This window comes from Paenisporosarcina sp. FSL H8-0542 (assembly GCF_038632915.1).
In the GTDB taxonomy this organism is placed as follows: domain Bacteria; phylum Bacillota; class Bacilli; order Bacillales_A; family Planococcaceae; genus Paenisporosarcina.
On the sequence record NZ_CP152050.1, the window covers coordinates 128,605 to 152,210 of the forward strand.

33 protein-coding genes, 1 pseudogene and 2 riboswitches are annotated in these 23,606 nt (G+C 39.2%); of the genes and pseudogenes, 20 read left to right on the forward strand and 14 right to left on the reverse strand.

The annotated features are described in order from the left end of the window. The first annotated feature begins 5 nt into the window (after positions 1-5). Together MHH33_RS00685 and MHH33_RS00690 are read left to right on the forward strand one after the other, a co-directional pair. Positions 6-827, forward strand: a complete 822-nt coding sequence (locus MHH33_RS00685) for a metallophosphoesterase (RefSeq protein WP_342542651.1) — start codon at positions 6-8, stop codon at positions 825-827. Positions 828-862: 35 nt separating this feature from the next. Next, on the forward strand, positions 863-1,849 hold the full coding sequence (locus MHH33_RS00690; protein WP_342542652.1) for a GNAT family N-acetyltransferase: 987 nt from the start codon (positions 863-865) through the stop codon (positions 1,847-1,849). A gap of 138 nt (positions 1,850-1,987) precedes the next feature. On the opposite strand, the gene MHH33_RS00695 is transcribed toward MHH33_RS00690, so the two are convergent. Further along, the gene (locus tag MHH33_RS00695) at positions 1,988-2,179 is read right to left on the reverse strand and encodes a CsbD family protein (RefSeq protein ID WP_342542653.1); all 192 of its coding nucleotides are present in this window, start codon (positions 2,177-2,179) and stop codon (positions 1,988-1,990) included. Positions 2,180-2,280: 101 nt separating this feature from the next. Between MHH33_RS00695 and MHH33_RS00700 the strand changes: the two genes are divergently transcribed. The 5 genes from MHH33_RS00700 (at position 2,281) to MHH33_RS00720 (ending at position 6,083) form a co-directional block, all read left to right on the forward strand. Further along, positions 2,281-3,012, forward strand: a complete 732-nt coding sequence (locus tag MHH33_RS00700) for a sulfite exporter TauE/SafE family protein (protein WP_342542654.1) — start codon at positions 2,281-2,283, stop codon at positions 3,010-3,012. A 56-nt stretch (positions 3,013-3,068) separates the two neighbouring features. Further along, entirely contained in the window at positions 3,069-4,085 is a 1,017-nt protein-coding gene (locus MHH33_RS00705) for a PQQ-dependent sugar dehydrogenase (protein ID WP_342542655.1), read from the forward strand. 66 nt (positions 4,086-4,151) lie between these two features. Beyond that, a complete protein-coding gene (locus tag MHH33_RS00710) occupies positions 4,152-4,562 on the forward strand; it encodes a pyridoxamine 5'-phosphate oxidase family protein (protein WP_016429803.1) in 411 nt (136 codons plus the stop codon). A 351-nt stretch (positions 4,563-4,913) separates the two neighbouring features. After that, positions 4,914-5,735 carry a VanW family protein gene (locus tag MHH33_RS00715; protein WP_342543708.1) on the forward strand — a complete coding sequence of 274 codons (822 nt, stop codon included), beginning with the start codon at positions 4,914-4,916 and terminating at the stop codon, positions 5,733-5,735. Between the two features lie 177 nt (positions 5,736-5,912). Beyond that, the gene (locus MHH33_RS00720) at positions 5,913-6,083 is read left to right on the forward strand and encodes a hypothetical protein (protein ID WP_016429805.1); all 171 of its coding nucleotides are present in this window, start codon (positions 5,913-5,915) and stop codon (positions 6,081-6,083) included. An 85-nt stretch (positions 6,084-6,168) separates the two neighbouring features. Here MHH33_RS00720 and MHH33_RS00725 read toward each other — a convergent pair whose 3' ends face one another. Next, on the reverse strand, positions 6,169-6,594 hold the full coding sequence (locus MHH33_RS00725) for a VOC family protein (protein ID WP_342542656.1): 426 nt from the start codon (positions 6,592-6,594) through the stop codon (positions 6,169-6,171). A 149-nt stretch (positions 6,595-6,743) separates the two neighbouring features. Continuing rightward, positions 6,744-7,706 (reverse strand): magnesium/cobalt transporter CorA, encoded by a 963-nt coding sequence (corA, locus tag MHH33_RS00730; RefSeq protein ID WP_342542657.1) that lies wholly within the window; start codon positions 7,704-7,706, stop codon positions 6,744-6,746. A 233-nt stretch (positions 7,707-7,939) separates the two neighbouring features. Between corA and MHH33_RS00735 the strand changes: the two genes are divergently transcribed. Then, entirely contained in the window at positions 7,940-8,074 is a 135-nt protein-coding gene (locus MHH33_RS00735) for a hypothetical protein (protein ID WP_016429808.1), read from the forward strand. A 182-nt stretch (positions 8,075-8,256) separates the two neighbouring features. On the opposite strand, the gene MHH33_RS00740 is transcribed toward MHH33_RS00735, so the two are convergent. Beyond that, the gene (locus tag MHH33_RS00740; RefSeq protein ID WP_342542658.1) at positions 8,257-8,535 is read right to left on the reverse strand and encodes a hypothetical protein; all 279 of its coding nucleotides are present in this window, start codon (positions 8,533-8,535) and stop codon (positions 8,257-8,259) included. Positions 8,536-8,704: 169 nt separating this feature from the next. Further along, positions 8,705-8,808: riboswitch (guanidine-I (ykkC/yxkD leader) on the forward strand. A 58-nt stretch (positions 8,809-8,866) separates the two neighbouring features. On the opposite strand from MHH33_RS00740, the gene MHH33_RS00745 reads away from it, so the two are divergent. The 6 genes from MHH33_RS00745 (at position 8,867) to MHH33_RS00770 (ending at position 12,876) form a co-directional block, all read left to right on the forward strand. Further along, on the forward strand, positions 8,867-9,202 hold the full coding sequence (locus MHH33_RS00745; protein WP_342542659.1) for a multidrug efflux SMR transporter: 336 nt from the start codon (positions 8,867-8,869) through the stop codon (positions 9,200-9,202). Beyond that, positions 9,202-9,516 (forward strand): multidrug efflux SMR transporter, encoded by a 315-nt coding sequence (locus MHH33_RS00750; RefSeq protein WP_016429811.1) that lies wholly within the window; start codon positions 9,202-9,204, stop codon positions 9,514-9,516. Before MHH33_RS00745 ends, MHH33_RS00750 begins: the two co-directional genes overlap by 1 nt. A 153-nt stretch (positions 9,517-9,669) precedes the next feature. Next, a riboswitch (SAM riboswitch) is annotated at positions 9,670-9,774 on the forward strand. Positions 9,775-9,846: 72 nt separating this feature from the next. Further along, positions 9,847-11,061, forward strand: coding sequence for a 2,3-diketo-5-methylthiopentyl-1-phosphate enolase (locus MHH33_RS00755; protein ID WP_342543709.1), 1,215 nt, complete (start codon positions 9,847-9,849; stop codon positions 11,059-11,061). Further along, positions 11,058-11,717: a 2-hydroxy-3-keto-5-methylthiopentenyl-1-phosphate phosphatase gene (locus MHH33_RS00760; RefSeq protein ID WP_342542660.1), complete on the forward strand. Its 660-nt coding sequence runs from the start codon at positions 11,058-11,060 to the stop codon at positions 11,715-11,717. The genes MHH33_RS00755 and MHH33_RS00760 overlap by 4 nt, the downstream gene beginning before the upstream one ends. Then, positions 11,714-12,343: a methylthioribulose 1-phosphate dehydratase gene (locus MHH33_RS00765; RefSeq protein WP_016429814.1), complete on the forward strand. Its 630-nt coding sequence runs from the start codon at positions 11,714-11,716 to the stop codon at positions 12,341-12,343. Before MHH33_RS00760 ends, MHH33_RS00765 begins: the two co-directional genes overlap by 4 nt. Before the next feature lie 2 nt (positions 12,344-12,345). Continuing rightward, positions 12,346-12,876: a cupin domain-containing protein gene (locus MHH33_RS00770; RefSeq protein WP_016429815.1), complete on the forward strand. Its 531-nt coding sequence runs from the start codon at positions 12,346-12,348 to the stop codon at positions 12,874-12,876. Between the two features lie 278 nt (positions 12,877-13,154). Here MHH33_RS00770 and MHH33_RS00775 read toward each other — a convergent pair whose 3' ends face one another. The 3 genes from MHH33_RS00775 to MHH33_RS00785 all read right to left on the reverse strand — a co-directional run bounded on the left by MHH33_RS00775 (position 13,155) and on the right by MHH33_RS00785 (position 13,971). Beyond that, a complete protein-coding gene (locus MHH33_RS00775) occupies positions 13,155-13,253 on the reverse strand; it encodes a YjcZ family sporulation protein (protein WP_081637846.1) in 99 nt (32 codons plus the stop codon). A gap of 105 nt (positions 13,254-13,358) precedes the next feature. Continuing rightward, positions 13,359-13,874, reverse strand: coding sequence for a plasmid pRiA4b ORF-3 family protein (locus tag MHH33_RS00780; RefSeq protein ID WP_342543710.1), 516 nt, complete (start codon positions 13,872-13,874; stop codon positions 13,359-13,361). Beyond that, complete coding sequence (locus MHH33_RS00785) at positions 13,792-13,971, reverse strand: hypothetical protein (RefSeq protein WP_342542661.1); 180 nt, start codon at positions 13,969-13,971, stop codon at positions 13,792-13,794. The genes MHH33_RS00780 and MHH33_RS00785 overlap by 83 nt, the downstream gene beginning before the upstream one ends. Positions 13,972-14,120: 149 nt before the next feature. On the opposite strand from MHH33_RS00785, the gene MHH33_RS00790 reads away from it, so the two are divergent. Further along, positions 14,121-14,789 (forward strand): VTT domain-containing protein, encoded by a 669-nt coding sequence (locus MHH33_RS00790; protein ID WP_342542662.1) that lies wholly within the window; start codon positions 14,121-14,123, stop codon positions 14,787-14,789. 36 nt (positions 14,790-14,825) lie between these two features. Here MHH33_RS00790 and MHH33_RS00795 read toward each other — a convergent pair whose 3' ends face one another. The 5 genes and pseudogenes from MHH33_RS00795 to MHH33_RS00815 all read right to left on the reverse strand — a co-directional run bounded on the left by MHH33_RS00795 (position 14,826) and on the right by MHH33_RS00815 (position 18,102). Next, positions 14,826-15,605 carry an alpha/beta fold hydrolase gene (locus MHH33_RS00795; protein ID WP_342542663.1) on the reverse strand — a complete coding sequence of 260 codons (780 nt, stop codon included), beginning with the start codon at positions 15,603-15,605 and terminating at the stop codon, positions 14,826-14,828. A gap of 197 nt (positions 15,606-15,802) precedes the next feature. Further along, positions 15,803-15,892, reverse strand: a complete 90-nt coding sequence (locus MHH33_RS00800) for a YjcZ family sporulation protein (protein ID WP_016429819.1) — start codon at positions 15,890-15,892, stop codon at positions 15,803-15,805. Between the two features lie 204 nt (positions 15,893-16,096). Further along, a complete protein-coding gene (locus MHH33_RS00805; RefSeq protein WP_342542664.1) occupies positions 16,097-16,651 on the reverse strand; it encodes a VTT domain-containing protein in 555 nt (184 codons plus the stop codon). Between the two features lie 252 nt (positions 16,652-16,903). After that, positions 16,904-17,005, reverse strand: a pseudogene (locus MHH33_RS00810) (four-helix bundle copper-binding protein); the annotation flags it as partial. A gap of 122 nt (positions 17,006-17,127) precedes the next feature. Continuing rightward, entirely contained in the window at positions 17,128-18,102 is a 975-nt protein-coding gene (locus tag MHH33_RS00815; RefSeq protein WP_342542665.1) for a F510_1955 family glycosylhydrolase, read from the reverse strand. A gap of 344 nt (positions 18,103-18,446) precedes the next feature. On the opposite strand from MHH33_RS00815, the gene MHH33_RS00820 reads away from it, so the two are divergent. Together MHH33_RS00820 and MHH33_RS00825 are read left to right on the forward strand one after the other, a co-directional pair. Continuing rightward, positions 18,447-18,671 (forward strand): hypothetical protein, encoded by a 225-nt coding sequence (locus MHH33_RS00820; protein ID WP_016429822.1) that lies wholly within the window; start codon positions 18,447-18,449, stop codon positions 18,669-18,671. After that, positions 18,671-19,027 (forward strand): YolD-like family protein, encoded by a 357-nt coding sequence (locus MHH33_RS00825; RefSeq protein ID WP_342542666.1) that lies wholly within the window; start codon positions 18,671-18,673, stop codon positions 19,025-19,027. Before MHH33_RS00820 ends, MHH33_RS00825 begins: the two co-directional genes overlap by 1 nt. A gap of 51 nt (positions 19,028-19,078) precedes the next feature. Here MHH33_RS00825 and MHH33_RS00830 read toward each other — a convergent pair whose 3' ends face one another. Next, on the reverse strand, positions 19,079-19,261 hold the full coding sequence (locus MHH33_RS00830) for a hypothetical protein (RefSeq protein WP_342542667.1): 183 nt from the start codon (positions 19,259-19,261) through the stop codon (positions 19,079-19,081). Positions 19,262-19,279: 18 nt separating this feature from the next. Next, positions 19,280-19,732 carry a GNAT family N-acetyltransferase gene (locus MHH33_RS00835; RefSeq protein ID WP_342542668.1) on the reverse strand — a complete coding sequence of 151 codons (453 nt, stop codon included), beginning with the start codon at positions 19,730-19,732 and terminating at the stop codon, positions 19,280-19,282. 115 nt (positions 19,733-19,847) lie between these two features. On the opposite strand from MHH33_RS00835, the gene MHH33_RS00840 reads away from it, so the two are divergent. From MHH33_RS00840 to MHH33_RS00850, 3 genes are read left to right on the forward strand one after another with little or no spacing between them, the layout of a single operon-like run. Then, a complete protein-coding gene (locus tag MHH33_RS00840) occupies positions 19,848-20,276 on the forward strand; it encodes a hypothetical protein (protein ID WP_342542669.1) in 429 nt (142 codons plus the stop codon). Positions 20,277-20,293: 17 nt separating this feature from the next. Further along, positions 20,294-20,707, forward strand: a complete 414-nt coding sequence (locus MHH33_RS00845; protein WP_342543711.1) for a (deoxy)nucleoside triphosphate pyrophosphohydrolase — start codon at positions 20,294-20,296, stop codon at positions 20,705-20,707. Then, positions 20,708-23,605: a DEAD/DEAH box helicase gene (locus MHH33_RS00850; RefSeq protein ID WP_342542670.1), complete on the forward strand. Its 2,898-nt coding sequence runs from the start codon at positions 20,708-20,710 to the stop codon at positions 23,603-23,605. It begins immediately after the preceding gene. The last annotated feature ends 1 nt before the right edge of the window (position 23,606 follow it).

Below are 23,606 nucleotides of genomic sequence, written 5' to 3' on the forward strand. Positions count from 1 at the left end.
TTTACATGTTTCGAAAACTATTGAAAGGTATCATTGCCGTCGCTTGTCTGATTGGCTTCTTATATGTGAATAACAACTGGCTCAGCGTTACGAATCATACCGTAGAATCTTCTGAGATTCCTTCATCTTTTGATGGATATCGGATTGTGCAAATTTCAGATTTACAGGATGCTACTTTTGGTGAAAATCAACAGCGGTTAGTGAATAAAATTAAACAGGCAAGGCCAAATATGATTGTCATTACCGGGGATTTGATTGATAGCAATCGCTATGATTTACCCAACAGTCTTGCGCTCATCGAGGAAATTGTGGAATTAACGGACGTGTACTACGTGACAGGAAATCATGAAGTGGCAACGAATGATGTGGAACATATAAAAGAGGAACTCACCACTCGTGGCGTGCGCGTGTTATCCAATGAAACCGTGAACATAACACGTGACGGAATGTCGATATCCTTAACAGGGATAGAAGACCCATTAAATGGTGCGACAGCTTCACAAATGATTGATTCTTCCAATGTTCCGAATGACGCTTTTTCAATTCTCCTTGCCCATCGCCCAGAAGATTTTCAATCCTATATAGATGCGGGAATGGATATAACGTTTTCCGGACATGCACATGGCGGTCAGTTCCGTATCCCATTCGTTGGTGGCCTTGTTGCGCCTGGTCAAGGTTACTTTCCAAAATATACAGCAGGCATTCATGAAGGTGGGTCATCTAAATTGATTGTCAGTCGAGGACTTGGAAATAGCATCATTCCGATTCGCCTGTTTAACTTGCCTGAAATAGTCGTGGTTACGTTAAAATCGAGTTCAATAAAATAACTCGATCGACAACTTAAGAAGGAGAGATTTTCATCATGCCACAAAGCATTACGCTTGTACCTTACAATCCAGATCATCAACAAGCATTCCAATTTTACCCGTTACCTCCCGACCAGCTTGAGTTTACGGCACACCCATTAGAGCTGCTGAAAAACGACAATTATTCCAGAACTCCCGTCACCATCTTGGAAGGGAATCATATCGTTGGGTTCTTTGTCCTGGATACCGGAAATGACCGTTTCTTTTATACTGACAACCCGAATTCTATTTTATTAAGGGGATTTTCCATTCATCCGGAATCCCAAGGTCAAGGAATTGCAGTGAAAACGATACATGCTCTTCCAACTTTTATTCATCGGCATTTTCCGCAATTCGACGAAGTGGTACTTGGGGTCAATGAACGCAACGAAGCTGCTAGACATGTTTATTTAAAGGCTGGTTTCAAAGATGAGGGACGTCGCTACATAGGTTCAAAAGGTCAGCAATATGCGCTGCATCTATATGTACCAGATACAATCATACGCCGAGCAAAGCCCGGGGATGAGGATGGAATTGTCAAGGTCTGTACGGAAGGTCAATGGTTTACATATGGGGATATATATACGAAGCAAGAGATTGAACATATCATTGATAGGTACTATACTCCTAAACGAATCTTGAAGGAAATCAGTGATTTGTCGAAAAAATGGAATGGTTACTATGTGGCAGAGGTTGAAGGGGAAATTGTCGGGGCAATCGGTGGGGGTATGACCAACTCCAAGACAGCAGAAATTTACGTTCTTTATTTGCATCCAGAGAAGCGGAACAAGAAAATTGGAACTCAATTACTGGAAGCTTATACCCGACTCCAACAAGTAGAGTATAATGCCACGGAACAGTGGGTTTCGGTGGAAAAAGAAAATGACAAAGGAATCCCATTTTATAAAGCAAAAGGATTCATTTTCGTTAAAGAAGAGCCTGCAAATGATTCCGAATTGACAAGTGCTCACACTTCTTTACGATTAAAAAGAGCATTAGATTAAAAGGAAATTTTAGATTTTTGGGTGCTCTCGTTTAGTTGATACATTTGAAGGTTTTCAAGTATTGCTCTTGAAGCCATTTCATTCATTATTAACATAAAAATAGTTGCCCTCGAGTAATGAGAGCAACTTTTTTTGTTATTATTTATAATCAGTGTGGCGATCTTTCGTTTCACCAATTTTTTCTTGTACGGCACCTTTAGCTTTATCGAACTTGCCTTCAGCTTGAAGTGATGTATTATCTGTTGCGTTACCAATATGATCTTTCAATTCACCTTTGGCTTTGTTTACTTCACCTTTAAGTTTGTCAGAAAATCCATTGTCTTTTGTCATGTGCTTTCCTCCTAATTTGTCATTTAATTTCTAGTTCATTACTATATGAAATACCCTTCTCCAACTCGCATAAACATACTAACTTGATAAAGAGGTAGCTCATGGATTACATTTGGTTATTTTTAATAGGTTTGATTGCGAATGTGCTGGGTACTTTGGCTGGAGGTGGTGGCTTAATCAGTTTACCGGCCATGTTGCTAATGGGAATACCGGTTCACTCAGCCATTGGCGCAAATAAGGTCTCGAATACAGTCAGCTCCTTATCTAGTTTCATCGTGATCTATAAGTATAAAGAAGTTACCGTCAAAGAAGCGTTCATCATCGTTCCGCTTTGTCTTGGTGGGGGAATATCAGGAGGATTAATCGCGTCCTTTCTAACAGAAAGCACATTGACAATAATCGCCGTTGTCCTCCTGAGTTTCGCATTGCTTACTTCATTTATGGGATCGAGTGATTTTGAAGGAAATCGTCTGCTTGTCGTTAGTAAGAAAAGTGGGGTCGGTCTATTTGGCATCGGTCTGTACGATGGGGTGTTTGGACCGGGATCTGGCACATTGATGATGTACGTGCTATCTCATCTAGGCATTTCTTATATTCGGGCTGTTGGACTAGCCCGCATTGCAATTTTTTCAAGTTGTTTCGGAGCGGCATTAATGTACATAGCGACGGGGAAAATTATGTGGGCGGTAACCATTGCACTATTGTTGGGCTCGGTAAGTGGTGCGCAAATCGGGGTGCATCTAGCTCGTAAATTGAAAAAAGAATATGTGAAACCTTTATTACGCATTGTAACGATAGCGTTGATTATACAAATTGTCGCAACGAATCTCTAGATAAAAAGGCTAAATTTTCAGTATAATTGTAAGAAAGAGTAAAGAGGTGATTGGTCATGAAGCGATGGGTAATCTTCACCTCATGCCTTCTTCTGTTAAGTGGGTGTGGAATATTTGAACAAAACAACTCTGAAGAACCAGAGTTAATTAAAGAAGTAGCTAAAAATCTTCAAGTCCCTTGGTCCATCAACCAGTCTGGGAAGGACTTTTACATATCTGAACGGGTCGGCACGATTGCCTATATTCAAGCGGATGGCACTGTCGAACATCAAAAAGTAGATTTTACCACGCCTTTAGCGACAGTTTCTGAAGCGGGTTTGCTTGGATTTGTCCTGAAACCGACGTTCGAAGAAACAAAAACAGCATTTGCCTATTACAATTACGATGCGGGAAATGGTCCATTCAATCGTATTGTCACATTAAAATTAGAAGGTGAAGTTTGGAAAGAAACCGCCATACACTTAGACGAAATCTCAACCGGCAATGTCCATCATGGAGGTCGACTTGAAATCGGTCCTGATCAGTTGTTGTATGCAACGATTGGGGATGCGTCAAATCCACAACTTGCCCAAGATCCCGATTCTAAAAACGGGAAAATTATCCGTTTAAATGCAAACAATCAATGGGAAACCGTTAGTCTGGGTCATCGCAATCCTCAAGGCCTCGCTTGGTCGGATGATGGCGTTTTATTTGCTTCTGAACATGGACAATCTGCCAATGATGAAATAAACAAAATCGAACCGGGCAGTAACTACGGTTGGCCCTTAATTGAAGGTAGCGAAGAACGAGAAGGATATGTGACTCCATGGCTTCATTCAGGCGCAAATGTCACATGGGCACCTTCTGGCATGGCGTTTCATAAAGGGAAATTGTATGTTGCAGCTTTGCGAGGAGAAGGTATTCTCGTCATTAATCCCGAATCTGGTGAATTAGAGGATAAAATTACGGGGTATGGACGAATAAGAGATGTATTTTCAAATGGTGAGGAGTTGTACTTCGTCTCAAACAATCGAGATGGACGTGGAAAAGCGAATGTTGATGACGATAAGCTTTACCAATATTTAGCGGAATAACAGCACGTTGTCATGTTTAATTGGTTGAACTGAATGGAATACTTTCAGGAAAGGAGCTGATTAAGAGTGAGTAAACAACAAGCATTGAATATTTTAAAAGAAAGTCGAACCGGCACGATGGCAACGATAAAAAATAATAAACCACACTCAAGATACATGACTTTCTTCAATGAAGAATTCACTTTATTTACGCCAACCAATAAAAACACGCATAAAGTTGAAGACATTGAAGCCAATCCATATACACATATTTTGATTGGCTATGACGGAGAAGGCTTCGGGGATGCATTCCTAGAGATTGAAGGCAAAGTAAGTGAAAGTAAAGACGAAAGTTTGAAAGAAAAAATTTGGAACGACCATATGAAAAATTGGTTCGAAGGTCCAGAAGACCCGAACTTAGTGATATTGGTTGTAAAACCAGAAAGCGTTCGTCTTATGAACAAAAGTGGAAAACCACCTGAAACCATTGAATTATAATAAATGGAAAGCTCGCTCTCAGACTGAGGGTGAGCTTTTTTGTGTAATGTGAAAGTTTGTGAAAAATTTAACGCTCAAACTGAACCATTTATTGGTCAAAAATCGAGTTTATCGCTCAAACTAGACTATTTATCGCTCAGATAGGTCTCAGAGTCAAGTTAACTTGCGCTGAGATGACGGTTCCCTCAAAGTGTGATTTTTAATCTCTCTCCATGGCTTTGAAGTACCCCAAAGCATCCAGTTGGGGCGAGTTCATATTTCCAGAAAAAAGGATTTAACTCCCTGGTGGAGAATAACGTAATAGATGAATACATTGATATCGATTAAAATGATTTTAAAATTGAAAGGAGCATTAAATTGCAATCTCTTAAACCGAAAAAGAGAAGTGCTTCCCGTATATGGATGGGAACTAAAGCTTATCGGCTGAAACGATATGCTGAATGGGTACTGGATGAAAAAAAGTACGCAAAAAATAAGCGAAATGAATCACTGGAATATCGAGTTTTCAAACACAAGACACCGTTGCTGCGTCAGTTAAAAGATGTGGACATGCAACTGCAATATAATAAAGTTAAGAATTTGAGGATTGCAGCCAAAAAGGTAAGTGGAATCGTCGTTCAGCCAGGTGAAACGTTTTCCTACTGGAAGACAATTGGAAAAACGACGAGGCGGAAAGGTTATCTTGACGGCATGATTCTACATTATGGAAAAGTGCGATCTGGTCCCGGCGGCGGACTGTGCCAATTATCCAATTTAATTTACTGGATGACGTTGCACACTCCACTTCAAGTAACTGAACGCTACCGTCACAGTTACGATGTATTTCCGGATTCCAAGCGCAGCCAACCCTTTGGAAGCGGGGCAACTTGTGCATATAACTATTTGGACCTGCAGATTAAAAATGAAACGAATGAATCTTACCAACTAATCATTTACGTAACCGATCAATCTTTGGTAGGCGAATGGCGATCGACACAACCTTCTTTGACGACCTACAATGTTTATGAAAAAGAGCATTGGTTTACATTAGAACAATGGGGAGGGTACGTACGTCACAACACGATATACCGTGAAGTATTCAACCATTTCGGAGAACGAATCGATGACGAATTCATTACTGAAAACCATGCCATTACCATGTATGAACCCTTTCTGACGGATGGAAAGGAATAAAAGAAACAGCTCAGCAGGAATCTGCTGAGCTGTTTTATTGTTCGACTAATAAAGAAAGAAAAAATGACTATTTTGATTAACATTTACGGATGAGGTTTATATGTTTTGTATAGGGGTAAATTTGAATTAGAACATTAGAAACATTCAACTAACACAAAATATGAGGAGGAAACTAACATGGCAGATTGGAAAAAAACATTATTAGCAAGTAGTCTAGTAGGTGGAATCGTTTTGGGTGGTTTAGCAGGTTGTGGTGACGGAGTTGACCAGGATAATGGTGTCAATGATGGTGACCAGAAGGACGAAGTAGATTCTGAAAACAAAAACACTGAAGAAGGCGAAGAATAATTCAGCCGATTTAAGGAGCGTAAAGCTCCTTTTTTTTATGGACAATAAGTGAAGTTAATGGGTTTAGCCTTGTAACACCATCACTCTATAGCTTATTAGCAGTTAAGAATTTCTCTTTATATATGTTGCTTAATTCACTCCAAACGTCAAATTTATTCCCATCTAAATCATAAAAAACAAAGTTTTTTCCTGTGTGCCCTCGGTTTTCAATATCGCCAATTCTTATTTCTTTTTCATTGAAATCCTTGTGTATACTTTCTAAAGCAGATAATCCATTCACTTCAAAGGTAATAGAGAAATGTTCATTCCCATTAATGTCATAGAAGTTCGAGCTTTGATTATCTCTAGACTTAACAAGGAATATACTTTGGTTAGCTAAATTAAGAATAGCTTTATCGTTGTCTTTGTAGCTTAATTCAGCACCTAATTTGTGTACATACCATTCCGAAGATAGCTCTACGTCTGTAACAGGTAAATATGTAGTTCCAACTCTTAGTAACTTTTCCTTCATCTTATAATCCTCCCCAAAAATTTTCTGAAATTGAGTTCTTCATCCTATTTCTATTTTCGATACTACAATGGGAAAATCCTGTTTGAACTTATGAACTGGAAACCGATCAAATAAAAAACCATCTCCTTTTTTTCGGGAGATGGTTTTCATTATGATTTGAATAAATTCAGCCAGCCTTTGTATTTAAACCAGGCGAACATTAACAATCCGATAAGTGCCATTCCGCCTAAAGCGAAAAAGTAGCCGTATTTCGTCTCGAGTTCCGGCATGTTTTCAAAGTTCATGCCATATACCCCTGCTACAAATGTTAGTGGAATGAAAATGGAGGATACAATCGTTAAAATCATCATGATTCGGTTCATTCGATTGGAGTTCATTGCCATATAGCTATCTCGAATATCCGCTGTAAGTTCTCGGTTTGACTCCACAATTTCTGTCAGTTTGACGAGGTGATCAGAAATATCCGCAAAGTAGGAATGTTCGTGCTGTTGAAGGTTAAAACGACTCGAGTTTAATACACGGTACATCAAATCACGCATCGGCAAAATCGTTCGGCGCAACCATAACAAGTCACTGCGCATTTCAAAGACGGTATCCATCGAAAAATGCTTCATATCAAACGTCATCTGATCTTCAATTTCGTTCAAATGGTCCTCAATCTTGTACACAAGTGGAAAGTAGGAATCAACCACTTTGTCGAGAATTTGATACATCGCATAAATCGCTCCACGTTCCCAGAAGGAAGCATCGCGTTGCAATTTTTCTCGAACCAAGTCCAATTCTTGAACGGCATTATGATGGAAAGTAACAACAAAATTCTTTCCGACGAATAAATCCAACTCCTCGGCTTCAAGCGTCTCTTCATTCAGCGTATGGACGACAAAGAAATGATATCCATCGTGGTAATCGACTTTCGGGCGCTGCAAGCGGTGTAAACAATCTTCAATCGCCAGTGGATGGAAATGAAAGAACGAATCAAGCAAAGCCCATTCAGTGGCTGATGGTTTGTCAAAATCAATCCAGTACCAGTCGAATGACTTTTTATGTAGATCTTCTAAAGGAAAGTCCATTTCTAATTGGCTATCAACGGTAACTCCAAATGTTCGAATCATAAGTAAAACCTCGTTTCACACGGTAAATTCTAGTAGTAGTTTACCACGAAAGTTCGATGTGCTTGTATTGAAGCCAACAAAATTCGTTTGAAAAAGGAGAAGTTACCAGTTGATTTCTTATAACTTCGCATTAAAAGCTCATTTTCTAAATAATGTCTTAACAAGTCATTCACATCCTCTTCATATTCATCGACTACACTAAAGGTGCAAGCTCAAATCCAAGGAGGTCCTACATGAGTCAAACACGTTTGAAAAAGAAAGCTTTACCTATCGCAATCCTTTCGTTTTTAGCCATCAGTGGAGTCGCGGGAACCATTGCCACATTTCCATTTCATAAACGACAACGAATACCTCTAAAAGCTAGATAAAGGAAAAATAAAAAATGCGATTTAAAGGAGAGTCATTAACGTGGAAATTCAACGAAGACCTTGGAAAAAAATATCTTTGACGCGATTTATGGACTTTATAAGTAAGTCCACTCAAAGAGCACAAGAAAAGAGATTTTCTCAATTAAATTCATCACAGACACCTTGGAATTAACTAAACGCAGTCATATATAAATAAATTGATTCACTTTAATACTCTCATTTCTAATGGAGAGTTTTTTCTTGTTTAAAAACTCAATCATATGGGGATCTTTAATAACTTTTTCATGCGCTAACAAATACGAAATCGGGATGAGAAGAAAAAGAATGATCAATCCAATCATCGTACCAAGCGGAGAGATAGGAAGTAGATTACCTGCAAAAAAACCAAGTAACTGATAAAAAATGACGAAAATGACGATGGACATGATCAAAATAATGATCTTATTTTTGAAGGTTTTCATTGTGATTCTCCTTCCGCAACAACCAAATATATTACCATTAAGTATTACATTTACTTCCAATTGTTACAACTGTTTCTTTAAAGCGAGCGCATCGTTTGACTCTCTGTAAAATATAGTTTATTCTAGCCATGGAATTAATAAATGCATAAAGCGCCATTTTCACAATGGCGGCCAAGTTTTCTAGGGTTCCGCAAACAACCGGTTTGGTCTGGTCCAAGAGAAAACGCTTTGCACACACGCAAAGATACACGGAAGGATAAAAGCCTGGGAGATGACGTATGATACGTTTATCTCTCGGGCTTATTTTGATTTGGAAAAGGAGTATGTTTTCATGAATAAAGAATGGATGAAAGTCTTCATAGCAGCATTTTTTGAAGTGTTTTGGGTAATTGGTCTCAAGCATGCGGATGATATCTGGACATGGTTGGGCACGGCAATTGCGATTTCGGTGAGTTTCTATTTAATGATTATGGCAGGGAAAACACTTCCTGTTGGAACCGTGTATGCAGTGTTTGTCGGACTTGGTACAGCTGGTACAGTGATTGCGGATATCCTCTTTTTCGGGGAATCATTTAGTATCGCAAAAATTGCCTTGATTGCACTTCTGTTAATTGGGGTTGTCGGGCTTAAGCTGGTGACAAAAGAACAGGAAGAGGTGGAATCCTAATGGCGTGGATATTCTTAGTCATTGCTGGATTGTTTGAAATGACAGGTGTGGCGATGATCAGTCAAGTGCATAAAAGTCGCAATTGGAAGTCCATTAGCGGATTGTTCGCAAGCTTTTTGGCAAGCTTCCTGTTCCTTGCACTCGCCATGGAAACCCTTCCGATGGGTACGGCATACGCAGTGTGGACTGGTATTGGTGCTTCAGGTGGAGCGATTTTAGGCATGATTTTATACGGGGAGCCTAAAACATGGTTGCGCATGCTGTTTATTGCCATGGTGTTAGGAGCGGCTGTCGGTTTGAAATTTATTTCTTAGGACTGTCATATCTATTTCCCGGCAAACATAGCATAGCTTTATCACACATATAAAAAGCAGTATATTTTAATTTATTAGAAAATTATGTTGACAAGTATTTTGCACCCTGTCATAATCCAATTTAGATTTTAAAAAAATATCATATCTACATTTTTCTTATCAAGAGCAGGTGGAGGGACTAGCCCTATGAAACCCGGCAACCGACTTACGCGAGTAGGCACGGTGCTAATTCTTGCAGCAGTAGCTGACAGATAAGAGGATGTTAGTTCAACTACTAACCTCTTCTTTTTTGTGAAGAGGTTTTTTATTTTCCCTAAAGAGGTGAAGACATTGAGTGAAGTAGTCGCGACTTATTTAGTCCATAGCATAGAAGAAAATTTAGAAAAAAAAGCAGAAGGCATCGCACTTGGCTTGACGGTCGGATCATGGACCGACTTACCACAACTGGAACAACAGCAACTGAAGAAACATAAGGGACGCGTTGTATCTGTCGAAAAAGAAAATAGTCAATTAGAAAGCAGAACGAAAGGAATTATTCGCATTGCATACCCCACGGCGAATTTCAGTCCTGATTTGCCAGCCATTTTAACGACGACTTTTGGCAAGTTATCACTGGACGGGGAAATCAAATTAATTGATTTGGAGTTCAGTCCGGAATTAACGGGACACTTTCCAGGGCCGAAATTCGGCACAGAAGGCATACGACAACTGACAGGCGTGCAAGAACGACCATTTGTCATGAGTATCTTTAAAGGCATACTCGGGAAAGATTTGGACTTTTTACTGACACAACTGGAACACCAAGCACGCGGTGGTGTGGATTTTGTGAAAGATGATGAAATTTTATTCGAAAACGAGTCGACGCCTTTTGAACAACGGATTGTAAAAGGACGTGAAGTACTCGAGCATGTTCTCTCGGAGACAGGTCACCGCACACGTTACGCAGTGAATTTGACAGGACGTACATTCGACTTAAGAGACAAAGCAAGACATGCGACAGAGCTAGGGGCAGATATGTTGCTGTTTAATGTTTATGCATACGGATTGGATACACTGCAAAGTTTAGCTGAAGATCCAGAAATTGCGATTCCGATAATGGCACACCCAGCCGTTTCGGGAGCATTCACTCCATCCCGAAAGTATGGTCTCTCAAACCACCTCGCACTGGGTAAAATATTGCGACTTGCCGGGGCGGATTTCTCGTTATTTCCTTCACCGTATGGCAGTGTGGCCTTGGAAAAATCAGAAACATTACAAATTGCAGAAGCACTCCAGGTTCCTGGTTTGATAAAGACCTCTTTGCCAGTGCCTTCAGCCGGAATTCATCCGGGCATGGTGCCGCAACTGATTGAAGACTTTGGTATTGATTCCGTCATCAATGCAGGTGGCGGGGTGCACGGACATCCAGCAGGTTCTGTGGCGGGGGGAAAAGCATTCAGGCAAGCGGTTGATGCAACGCTTTCAAGAAAGACCTTATCAGAGGCTGCACAAACAAATGCAGAACTGCAACAAGCACTGGAATTGTGGGGTGACAAAGTACGATGACACAACCCGTTATATTTTGTGATTTTGATGGCACGATTACCACGAAAGATAACATTATGGCCATCATGAAAAAATTCGCACCACCTGAGTGGGAGCCGATTAAAGACCAGATTCTCGGCCAACAAATAACCATTCAACAAGGCGTAACACAACTTTTCAACTTGCTATCAACCGACCAAAAAGATGAAATTACCCAATTTGTATTGAAACAGGCACAAATTCGAGAAGGATTTGAGGATTTTGTGGCCTATACGAAAGCACAGAAGATTCCACTCTTTATTGTATCTGGAGGCATTGATTTCTTTGTTAAGCCACTCGTGAAGGAACATATAGAAGACGACCGTATTTACTGCAACGTGGCAGATTTTTCTGGAGAAACCATCATAATCAACTGGCCTCATACATGCGATGAACATTGCTCGAATGGCTGTGGTTGTTGTAAACCATCCATCATTCGCAAACTGAGTGACGACAACACTTACAAAATCGTCATCGGTGATTCCATTACCGATTTGCAAGCGGCCAAACTGGCAGACAAAGTCATAGCGCGGGACTTCCTCATTGAAAAGTGCGAAGAACTCGATATTCCTTTTGAGCCATTTGAAACATTTACAGACGTGATTCACATTTTAAAGCAATTGGAGGTACGCACATGAGCAATTACTTTTCCCGCTGGAACGAGCTTGCGGCCATAAAAAAAGAACTCGCAGACCGCGATTGGTTCTACGGCACGAGTGGTAATTTATCGATTAAGGTAACGAATGAACCGGTTACATTCCTCGTTACAGCATCCGGTAAGGACAAACGGAAATTCACGGATCATGACTTTTTACTGGTTGATGCAACTGGTGAAAAATTGGAGGAAACGATGTCAAAGCCATCGGCCGAAACGTTGCTCCACGCTAAGATTTATAACAAAACAAATGCCGGTTGTGTCCTTCATGTGCACACGATTGACAACAATGTCATCACAGAACTGTATAAACATGATACACATATCGATTTCACCGGAAATGAAATTATTAAAGCACTCGGTTCCTGGGAACAAGATGCCAAAGTCAGCATTCCGATCATTCCAAATGTCGCGCATATCCCGACACTTGCTGAACAATTTGATCGTTATGTAACAGGGGACACGGGAGCAATCCTGATTAAAAATCACGGCATCACGGTGTGGGGCAAAGACGCTTTTGAAGCGAAAAAATATTTGGAAGCATGGGAATTTTTATTCTCGTACCAAGTGAAAATAGCAACTATAAAACATGTAGTGGGGAGTTATTAAAAATGGCATACATTCGCAAACACGCAAACAACGAACGCATTGAAGAAGAGCAAGCAGTCATCGCCTTTTTGAACAGCAATGAAGTTATTTACGAAAAATGGGCCATCGAGAAGCTTCCAACCGAACTTCGTGAAAAATTCAATTTAACAGATGAAGAAAAACAACAGATTCTATCCGCATTCGGAATCGAAATTGCTGACATTTCCAAGCGACGCAACTACCAGCAAGCGGATGTGATTTCACTCTCTGAATCAACGCCTAACTTGGAACAACTGTTGAAAAATTTCCAACAAGAGCACCATCATGAAGACGATGAAGTGCGTTTCATCGTCAGCGGTCATGGCATTTTCGTCATTCAATCGGAAGACGGAGAGTTCTTTGATGTCGAGTTGCAACCGGGAGACTTAATCTCTGTACCTGAAAATGTTCGGCACTACTTTACGCTGATGGAAGACCGTAAAGTTGTAGCAGTACGCATCTTTGTCACGACAGAAGGCTGGGTACCGATTTACGAGAAGGAAACAGTCGCTTAATTAGAGGTTGATTACTTTTTGACCACTTGATAAAGGTCTTTGACCAGTCAAGATTGATTTTCATCCAGTTAGCCCAAGTTTTTGACCAGTCAGCAAGGCTTTCGTTCATTCGTGGTCACTTTCCGTCCATTCGCCTGGACACGGAAAAAATCATCCTTTCCAGACACACAATAAAACCTGACATCCCGTAAGGAGTCAGGTTTTTTGTACTTATTACACACGATGGGGGAAGAAAGAGTCGTGCGTCATAGTCGGATGTGAGGGTTAATTTCTATAAATTAGTATAGACAACTCGCACCGACAATAATTAACAAGATGAAGAGAACAACAATCAACGTGAACGTAGAACCGCTAGTATTGCAGCATTCGTATCCCATGCTTTACACCACCTTTTTAGAAAGGATGCTTTAGCATATGCACATCTTTGGCACTGACCCGGGAAAAAATCACGGTTCACTACACAAGATTGTTTCTTGCTTCATTCATTTTATTTGGCCACACCATTCTTCTTTCAAGACGGCATTTACTTTGGCTAAGTTGAACTTTTGATACCCTTGACCTTCTGCCCGTGCTTTCATCCCCGCGTGTTTAGGGTCATCTTTGTCTTTCATGACGCGCTTGAATTCGTCATATCCAGGCGGACAAGTACCTTTGCCTTCGAGCAGTTGCGGATGATCATACGTGTAATCATCCACTACTTGTTCGAGCACCACTTCGTGGTCCCAGCTGTCTCCAAAGTCATACATGTAGCGAAATACGGGGGAGTCATGGACGTATTTGGTCAAATCCACATTGCGTGCGAGTAATAGCTGAGTACGGATAAACTGTTGATACATTCTGAATTCAAACGATCCTTCTTCTGGCGGGTTTTTCATATAGTGTTGGGCCATGCCGAAGTTTTCTGAAACCGATTCTTCATCGCCGACCAATGGAATCGTCGATGGAGAAATTAAATAAGTGACTATTTGTCCATCCGACAGAGGTTTGGATAATCGAATGTAAATCATAAAAATCGAGCGTCTCAGGTACGATAATGCGACGCCATACTTTCGGTTTTACATAATTTAGCGTGACAAGAAATTGATATGCTTTCAAGATATCACCTCTACTTTAGAATTTTCCCCATCATAGGAAATATTTACAGTTCCCATTTCTATCAATTTTAAGAAACATGGTATGATAGAAGAAAATTAATTTATTGCATAATAAAATTATTTCCATAGGAAGATACGAGTGGGTGACGAATGAAAGAAGCGATCAACAAATTCACGCATAAAAACTGGTTGGTTTGGGGTGGCTTATTGTTGCTGCTCATTTTTTTACTATTAAATCGTCAGATCATTACTCTTCTCGTAAATCGTGACGTCGAAGGCATTCAAGATTTTTTGGATGATAATCTGCTTTATGCATATATATTTATGCTGATCATCATGATTCTCCAAAATTCGTTTACGGTGTTTCCTTTACTTTTAGTAATTACCATCAACATTACGTTGTTTGGATTTTTTGATGGTTTTTTATGGAGCTGGATTTCCAGTGTAATCGCCGCAGTCTTCGTCTTCTGTGCCGTCCGCTTCTTGTTTCAAGAAAGATTGATTGAAAAATTCAAACCAGGTTTACTTGTGCAAATAGAAGCAAATGGATTTGCTTATGTATTCCAAGCGCGGATTTTCCCTTTAGTCCCGACTAGTTTGGTCAATATATTGGGAGGATTGAGCACGGTTCGGTTTTGGCCGTTTATTCTTGCCACGACCATCGGGAATTTTATTTATTTTTTCATCCTGGCGCTGATTCCCGCTGGACTAGTCTCAAAGGAAATTGATGAAACCATGATTTGGGTCATTTTAGTGAGTGCTATCTTGTTATACTACTTGTTCAAACTTGTTCGAAAAAAACGGAAACCCTCTAACTAAAGAGACTAACCCAGTTCACAAAGTGTGAGCTGGGTTTTATTTTTGATCTAAAAATTCGAGTACGAAATCCAAGAACAGCAAGGGTTGTTCCACATTAGGCGCATGTCCTGACTGATTGAACTCCACAAACGTAGCATTCGGAATCAATTTCGCTGTTTCACGTCCCACTTCAGGCGGATTCAATCCATCATGATCGCCACTGATGACCAATGTTTCAGCTGTTATACGATACAAATCCTCACGGAAATCAAAGCCCTCTAACGCTTCGTTTGCAGCTTCAATCTCGTTAGCGGTCAAGGGTGAACCCTTTTCAGCCGCATAGTGACTCCACTTTCCGACAGCTTTGAGGTCATGAAAAATATATGGAGAGACTTTGACTACTTTCTCTGAAAAGTCCATTCCTTCAAGTTCTTTTGCATGTTTGGCAAACAAGGCTTCCATTGAAGATGTTTTCCCTTGAGATTTCGTTGCCACTAAAATCAGTTTCTTCACACGTTCCGGTGAAGCAATTGCTACACCTTGCGCAATATAGCTGCCCATTGAGACACCTAGCAAATAAGTTTCTTCAATCCCTAAATGTTCAAGCAATCGAAGTACATCACCGATATGATCATCTAACGTATACGATGATGGTTTCTCGGAGTCCCCGTGCCCACGTGCATCTAGTACGATTGTTCGAAAATACTTCTTGTATACTTTTACTTCCGCATCAAACATATGGCGATTGCCGGTCAACCCATGCAGTAACAATAGAGGCTCACCGGTTCCATATTCTTCATAAGTTAAACTCGTTCCATTACTCTTAAATGTTCCCATCCAATCACCTCTATTTATCATGTTCCCTCGTGCCCTCGAATGAAAACAACAGCTAAGGTGTTACTTATTCTGTTAATTCTCAGAAACGGGGCTTGTCCAAAAATTCCAAAGCGATTCTTCATAATAGGGGAGAGCGCCTACAAAGCGCTCTCGGAGTGCTTGTGAGAGTGGTTTTCTTTTCCTTGCGATTATTTTAATTAGTAAAGAAAAGCAGCTCCGACAATAATCAACAAAATGAAAAGTACCACAAGTAAAGCGAAAGAAGATCCGCCGCTATTATATCCCATAGATAACACCGCCTTTCATAATGAGATGTTGTATTATACGTAATACAACGGTCTGCAAATGGGGCAATGTCTTGGATAATATAAATAAATCTATGTTTCAGGCAAGGACCAAGTCTACGAACATCTTAGTTTGTTGTTCAAGCAAGATTCTTCATAGTATAAATATTATAGGGTTAATATGGTTAATATATGCAATGAAGCCAATCATCTCTGAGAATTATTGAATTTTTTCCATACATGCAAAAGTAAAGCGAATGCCAACACGAAGACAAGATACTGTCCAGCTTGTGCCCATTCTACAAGTGCGTATGTAGCGGAAGTTTCCAACAGTAGAGCGGGCAACTTACCTATACTGCCGGCTACTGCAAAGGACCCAAAACTCATGGTGCCGACTGCTGCATAAAGAGTGACTAATCCAGAAGGGACGAATGGCATCAACCGCAGCCCGATGACAAACAAAAAGGCTTCCTTGGGTGAAGCATGCAGCAACTTTTGCAGGCGTGGAGCATGCTTGGTCTTATCGGCGATAACATGTCGAAATCCTTTTCGGTACAATCCAAAAGCGATTAAACTCCCCACAATTTCTCCAATAAGTGAGACTGAAAAACCTCCCCAAAATCCAAAAACCGCCACATTCGCAGCCGTCAAGAATGCACTTGGGACAACACCTGAAATGGCAATTAATATATTGAGGGAAATACTCAATAAGACAGCTACAGGAAGGGGGAGCATATGTAAATAAGTCAATAAAGCATCCATGTATATTAAGCTCCTTGCACAAAACAATATTGAAATGTAGTTAATATTTCAGCGAAGCCATACTTTTTCTTAGTCACGGCTTCTATAAGATTCGATGATAGATATATAATACCTTCAATTAAAGGAAGATGCCGCAAGCGTAGCGTGAAGGTCTGTCACATCGTTGACCATAAAAATTCACATTAAAAAAGCCAAACAGAATGAAGTTCATCCTGCTTGGCTTTCTCACATCTTTTAGGCAACCATGTTACGGCATGCTTCAGCGCATACCCGGTCGAGACGAATGCAGTCCACCATCATTTTCACATTGTCTTCTTTCAGACAGGAATCAAAACAAACGTTATACGCTTCCAAGCATTCTTCATAAGTGGGATTTACGTTTTACTCCTCACCTTCATCCAGTAGCTTACATATCGTTCCCTACAGACGCTACACTAAACGCCTTTCAGACAATTAGTGCTTAGTGAAAAGAGTTTTTATTTAGAAACGCTACCGGCAGCTAAAATTTGTTTCCAATTAGCTCCGCCATCAGTTGTTTGGTACACATCATTTTTCAATGTTGCGATGGATATTTCTTTTGCATTTGTGGGATGCACAGCCATGTAAATGATGGCATTATCCTTCTTCAGTTCTGGAATGGCCATGGCTTTTTCCTCTTTTATCGCAAGGTCGATTTGATTCAATTGAACTTTGTTATCTACTATTTCCGCAACATATGCCTGTTGTTCGTTTAACAAGGCATAAGTGATTGTCTTATCTTTCGTAGCAAGGGAAAACGTCTTGCCCGCATCTTTAGATACGTACAACCCACGGTCTGTACCAATCGCAACGGTTTCAGGTTCATCTGGATGTGCGGATATATTGGACATCATGTCGGCTTCAAATCCACCCATATCCATGGTAGTCCACGACTTACCTAAATCATCCGAATAATAAAAGCCGTTTCCTAACTTTTCAGTTGGCATCTCATTAAAAACGTAGATGCGATCTGTATTGTAACCAGCTGCTAAATAGTGAAAGTCAATTTCACCTTCGAATGCATATTGCTCAAACGACTCGCCTGCATTTGTACTTTTGAGCAGACCAAGCGGATTTTTATATTTCGAACCAGGCTCAGGATGACCACTGGAAACAAAGCCGTCCGCCACAGCTTGGAAGCCCATGTAATCATGCTTCTCACCCGTTGTTTCTTTCCATATTCCTTCTTCATACAAAACAGGACCGTGGTGGCTAGCGAGCATTAATGCGTCACCGGAACCAGGGTAGCCAATCCCGTGTATATGAGATACTTCAACATCTGTTGTTTCCTTATAAAAATCTCCAGATGGAGAGGAAGAACTCTCCTGAGTTGATTTCTCTACTTTGTGTTCATTGTGTTCGGTCTTTTCATTTGATGAACAGGCTGCTAGCATCAAACTCATAAGTCCCATCATAAGAATCAATTTTTGCATATTCCACACTCACTTTCATCTAATGGTAAATCCGTGCTTATATCATCATCGGCTAACTGCCTTCATTTTACACGAAAAATAGATTTAACCTATGCTATGACAAAGAAGTATTCTTGGAGAAATTCGGACGCCTTCAAGTGCCGCAACGTGAAATAATGTTCAAGCTGTTTTATGTAGGTGAATAACGATATACGATAACCCTTCGACTTCAAGTTGAAGGGTTATTTTTAGTGGGTTGGAACATACTTTTAAATGGGTTGGACCGTTTTATGTAAAAACTCCTCTAATTACCATTGTTAAAAGAACAAATGTTCGCATATAATGAAAAAAAGGAGGCGGCTTGAATGAAAGACAACATCGTAAAAATCATGAAGCGGCACGATATATTGGAAATGGTCTATTTAGCGAAGGATGGTAATATCACCAAACGCCGTGTGAAAATCATTAAAGCCTACCATGACACGTTTCAGGCGTACTGTTTTACAAAGCAGGCAAAGCGTACTTTTTACTTTGACAATGTCTTAGCAGCCGTCCCCGTCATTCGAAAAGAACGAGAGGACGTGATCTGATGAAAATCAACCGCGGATTAAAAATGCAAGGCGACCTCAAAGATCGCGGCAAAATCAAATGGACGGCCATGATGCTGCCAGAGCACGTCGCGCAACTCCGCGAATGGCAACAAGAATACGAGTTGGTCAAAAAGCCCGAACTCGACGCGTTCGATTACGATACGATGCAAGAAGAAATCGAACGCGCGCTCATCAGCCGAATGGAAACCCGTCTCACTTCGTGGAAGAGCGGCAAAATCCACTATCACCGCGGCATCATCAAAGAAGCCAACAATCAGTGCCTACGATACGAAGATCCTTACGGTATTCACCAACTGCCACTCGACGAACTCGTCGGTGTCTTTGTTCTTGCCTAACCCTTAAAGAGCACCCAAAAACCTCTTTAGCGATTAAACTAAAGAGGTCATTTACCGCGAACACGCAACTGCATAATTCAACTCATCTAAAGCACCTTCATACACTTCTCCTACCAATAACTCACCAACTGACATTTCTAAAACAAAAGTAGAATCGGCATTCAAGGCGCATTGCTGGGATGCACAGTAATCGAACAATGAAAAAAGCGAAGCGAAGCGAAGTGATGCCGTCACTTTCGTTTCGCTTTTTTGCTATCGACAATAACGCATCTTTACAATCTGAACACCAGGTGCAATTTCCACCGTCCGCTCTTGCTGGAACCCCAGCTTTTCATAAAGAGTAACAGCGGGGATATTCTTCAAACCAGTTGAGACTACAACCTCACGAGAACCCCGTATTTCTTCCATTATGTAACTCACCAACTGACGTCCAATGCCTTTACGAAAAGAAGCGGGAGCCACAACCAACCGGCAAATATCAACGAAGTCTTCATTTTCTTCATAAGAAAGAACCCCAAGGAGTTGATCGTCTTCGAAATAACCAATGAAGGTTTCTTTACTGTTCACGATATCCTCCGCCGTTTCGGAAAGAGCAGGAATGCCTTGAAATCCAATTAGGTCTGCTTCAATTTGATAAGAGGGACGTTGGATGGCAAGGATTTTGTGTGCAAGTGTTAAATCTATATGGAGAATTTTCTTGATCATAGTTATTCAACTGCTTTCATTTTATCGTTTTATGAGAATTTTCCATCAAATTGAGATCTCTAGATCAGGTTCCGTTATACTGAATATACCAGAATATGAGAGAAGGTAGATGGAAATGTCAGTTGCACATGTATCATCCAAAGTGAACTTGGATTTCTTAATAAATGAATTGGGGTTACGCCAAGAACGGAATACAACGATTTTTAATAAAGGTAGCATCTTTGTAATCTCGCCTTCTGTTCAGAATAAGTATAATTGGTTCGATATTGGTGAATCGATCATGGGAAATTATAATGCAAAAGAGCAAGAAGGCTATCTCCTTGTTCGATTTAAAGACAAATATTTAATGGCAAAACTTGAGCCTTTTCAGCGGAAAATGATGTTACGGTCAACTATGCCCAACACAACAAAATTAAGACCGCATTGGAAATTCAAAGTAGAGGAAGGTGCTAATCCTTATATAATAAATATGGGGGATAGTGATCTGAGATATCCGATTAAAATGCCTAGTGAGAATCAATTGAAAAAGTTTTTTAATAAGTAATGTTAGGAGAACAAGAAATGAAAAAGCATATAAATGTTGTAGCAGCGGTAATACATAATGATGAAAATAAAATTCTGTGTGCACTTCGCTCTCCAGTGATGGCTCTACCGAACTTATGGGAGTTTCCCGGTGGAAAAATTGAAAAAGGGGAAAGTCATGAAATCGCATTAGTTAGGGAAATTCAAGAAGAACTTGGTGTGCATATTGTAGTTGGCGACAAAGTAGAGGATACATATTTTGAGTATGATACTTTCACAATTCAACTAACTTCATATTTAGCAAAAATTACAGAAGGAAATTTACAACCAACGGAACATGCTGAACTTAAATGGTTAACAATTAATAATTTAGACGAACTAAACTGGGCACCAGCTGATATTCCGGCAGTAGAAAAACTAAAAAAATTATTTAAAATAAAGCAGGTGCTATAGGTGGGGGAATTTCTTCGGAATTTAGAAGAGTCTTTACATAAAGGATTTATTAATCAAAATTTTATTACGCCAGGTTCCTATAAGCCACAATTATTAGTGAACAATACTGTTGAAAATGAGAATGTTTTATCGACTTTATTAGATGAATTAGAGCATTGTGAAACCTTTTTGTTTTCAGTGGCCTTTATTACTGAAAGCGGTCTTGCTACATTAAAAGCTCATTTTCATGACTTAAAATTAAAAGGCGTTCATGGACGAATATTAACTTCGACATTTTTGCAATTTAATCAACCAAAAGTATTTAAAGAGCTCTTAAAAATTGAGAATGTAAAAGTACGGCTATCAGATATTAAAGGATTTCATTCAAAAGGGTACATTTTTCAACACTCGACTTATTATTCTTTAATCGTAGGAAGTTCCAACCTGACTTCACATGCTCTTAAGGTGAATTATGAGTGGAACATCAAACTTACAACACATGAAAATGGGGAAATTATTCATCACTTTCAAAACCAATTTGAGGATGTTTGGGAGAAATCTCAAGAATTATCCTCTGAATGGATTAGTGAATATGAAAAAGTTTATATAGAAACTGTTGAAAAGAAAAAGATGGAGAAAGTAATCGAAGGCTTTGAAGAATATAAAATTAATAACCTTGAAACTGCACTAAAGATTAGTCCTAATAAGATGCAGACCGAAGCATTGTTAAATATTGAAAGCATGCGAACTGAAAAAGATAAGGGGTTAATTATTTCGGCTACTGGAACCGGGAAAACATATTTATCAGCATTTGATGTTAGAAAATATGCACCCAAAAAGATGTTATTTATTGTCCACAGAGAACAGATATTACAAAAAGCAAAATCTGATTATAAAAAAATATTAGGTGGATACGATGATGAATTTGGAATTTTGTCAGGCACAATAAAAGAAACGAATGCTAAGTATTTATTTGCCACCATTCAAACATTGTCTAAAGATAGTATGCTTACTCAGTTTGAACAGGATGAGTTTGATTACATTTTAATAGATGAAGTACACAAAGCAGGTGCACAATCTTATCATAAGGTGATAAATTATTTTCGACCGAAATTTTTAATGGGTATGACAGCAACACCCGAAAGAACAGATTCATTCAATATATATGAGTTATTTGATTTTAACGTGGCTTATGAAATTAGACTTCAGAAGGCATTAGAGGAAGATATGCTTTGTCCCTTCCATTATTTTGGGGTTACAGATTTAGAAATCAATGGGGAATTAATTGATGATACAGCGCAATTCTCTAAATTAATTACTGAAGAACGAGTTAATCATATTGTCGAGAAGATTGAGTACTATGGATTTTCCGGAGAAGCAGTAAAAGGCTTAATGTTTTGTAGTAGGAAAGATGAAACAACGGAGCTTTCTAGACTCCTAAATGAAAGAGGGTATCGAACTGTTGCCTTAACAGGAGACGATTCTCAAGACGAACGGATTAAAAGAGTTATTGAACTAGAAAATGGAGAACTTGATTATATTTTAACGGTAGATATCTTTAATGAAGGTATTGATATCCCAAGTGTTAATCAAGTAGTAATGCTCAGACAAACACAATCAAGCATTATTTTCATTCAACAACTTGGACGAGGGTTACGTAAACATGAATCAAAAGATTTTGTAACCATTATTGACTTTATTGGAAATTACAAAAATAACTATCTTATTCCAGTGGCTTTATCTGGGGATCAATCACAAAATAAAGACAATATCAGACGGAAATTAAATGACACTAGCTATATTAAAGGTATATCGACAGTTATTTTTGAAGGCATTGCGAAAGATCAAATCTATAAGTCGATTAACAACACGAAGTTAACACAACTAGCATTACTTAAAGATGCCTTTGAAAAATTGAAAAATCGAATTGGACATATTCCATATTTATACGATTTTGTAATCAACGAGTCTTTAGATCCTGTAGCCATTATGTCAGAACACGATGACTACTATGCTTTTCTAAAAAAGATTAAACAGGAAATTCCTCAAATAAATGACTATCAAAAACAGGTTTTAACTATGTTCTCTCAAGAAATATTAAACGGTAAACGAAAGCATGAACTGATATTAGTACAGCTTCTTATTCAACAGGGAAGTGTTCTAGTTGATGACTATAAGACTGTTTTAATTGATAACAACTGTAGATACGATGATGCCACATTGGAGTCTGTTTACCGAGTACTTGATTTATCGTTTTTCACCAGTGGGAATAAGAAGAAATACGGTTCTGAACCCTTGATTTTTATACAAGACGAAAGAATTAAGCTGAATCAACACATTAAGAATAGCATTGAAAATAATGCTTATTTCCTGCATTTAGTAGAGGACATTATTAATAGTGGACTAGCGAAAAGTGAAGGTTATGACTGCCAAGAAAAACTGACGTTATTTAAGAAATATTCCAGAAAAGATGCGTGTAAATTATTAAATTGGAATCAAGATGAAACATCAACTATGTATGGATATAAAATAAAACATCAAACATGCCCAATATTTGTAACGTACCATAAACATGATGAAGTTGAGTCAAGCGTAGCTTATGGAGATGAATTCATCGATCAAAATTTATTTAAATGGTATACACGCAGCAATCGAACATTAGAGTCACAAGAAGTAAACAAAATAATAAATGCACAAAAAAACAATGTTGATATTCATTTCTTTGTAAAAAAAGATAATGGTGAGGGAAATGATTTTTACTATTTGGGAGAAGTAAAACTAGACCCCAAAAGTGTTGCTCAAGAACAAATGAAGGATAAAAACGGGAAGACTCTTCCGGTGGTAACAATGAATATGCAATTTGAAAATCCAGTAAATAGTAATTTATATCATTACTTACGATCAGAAACAATTTCTTAAA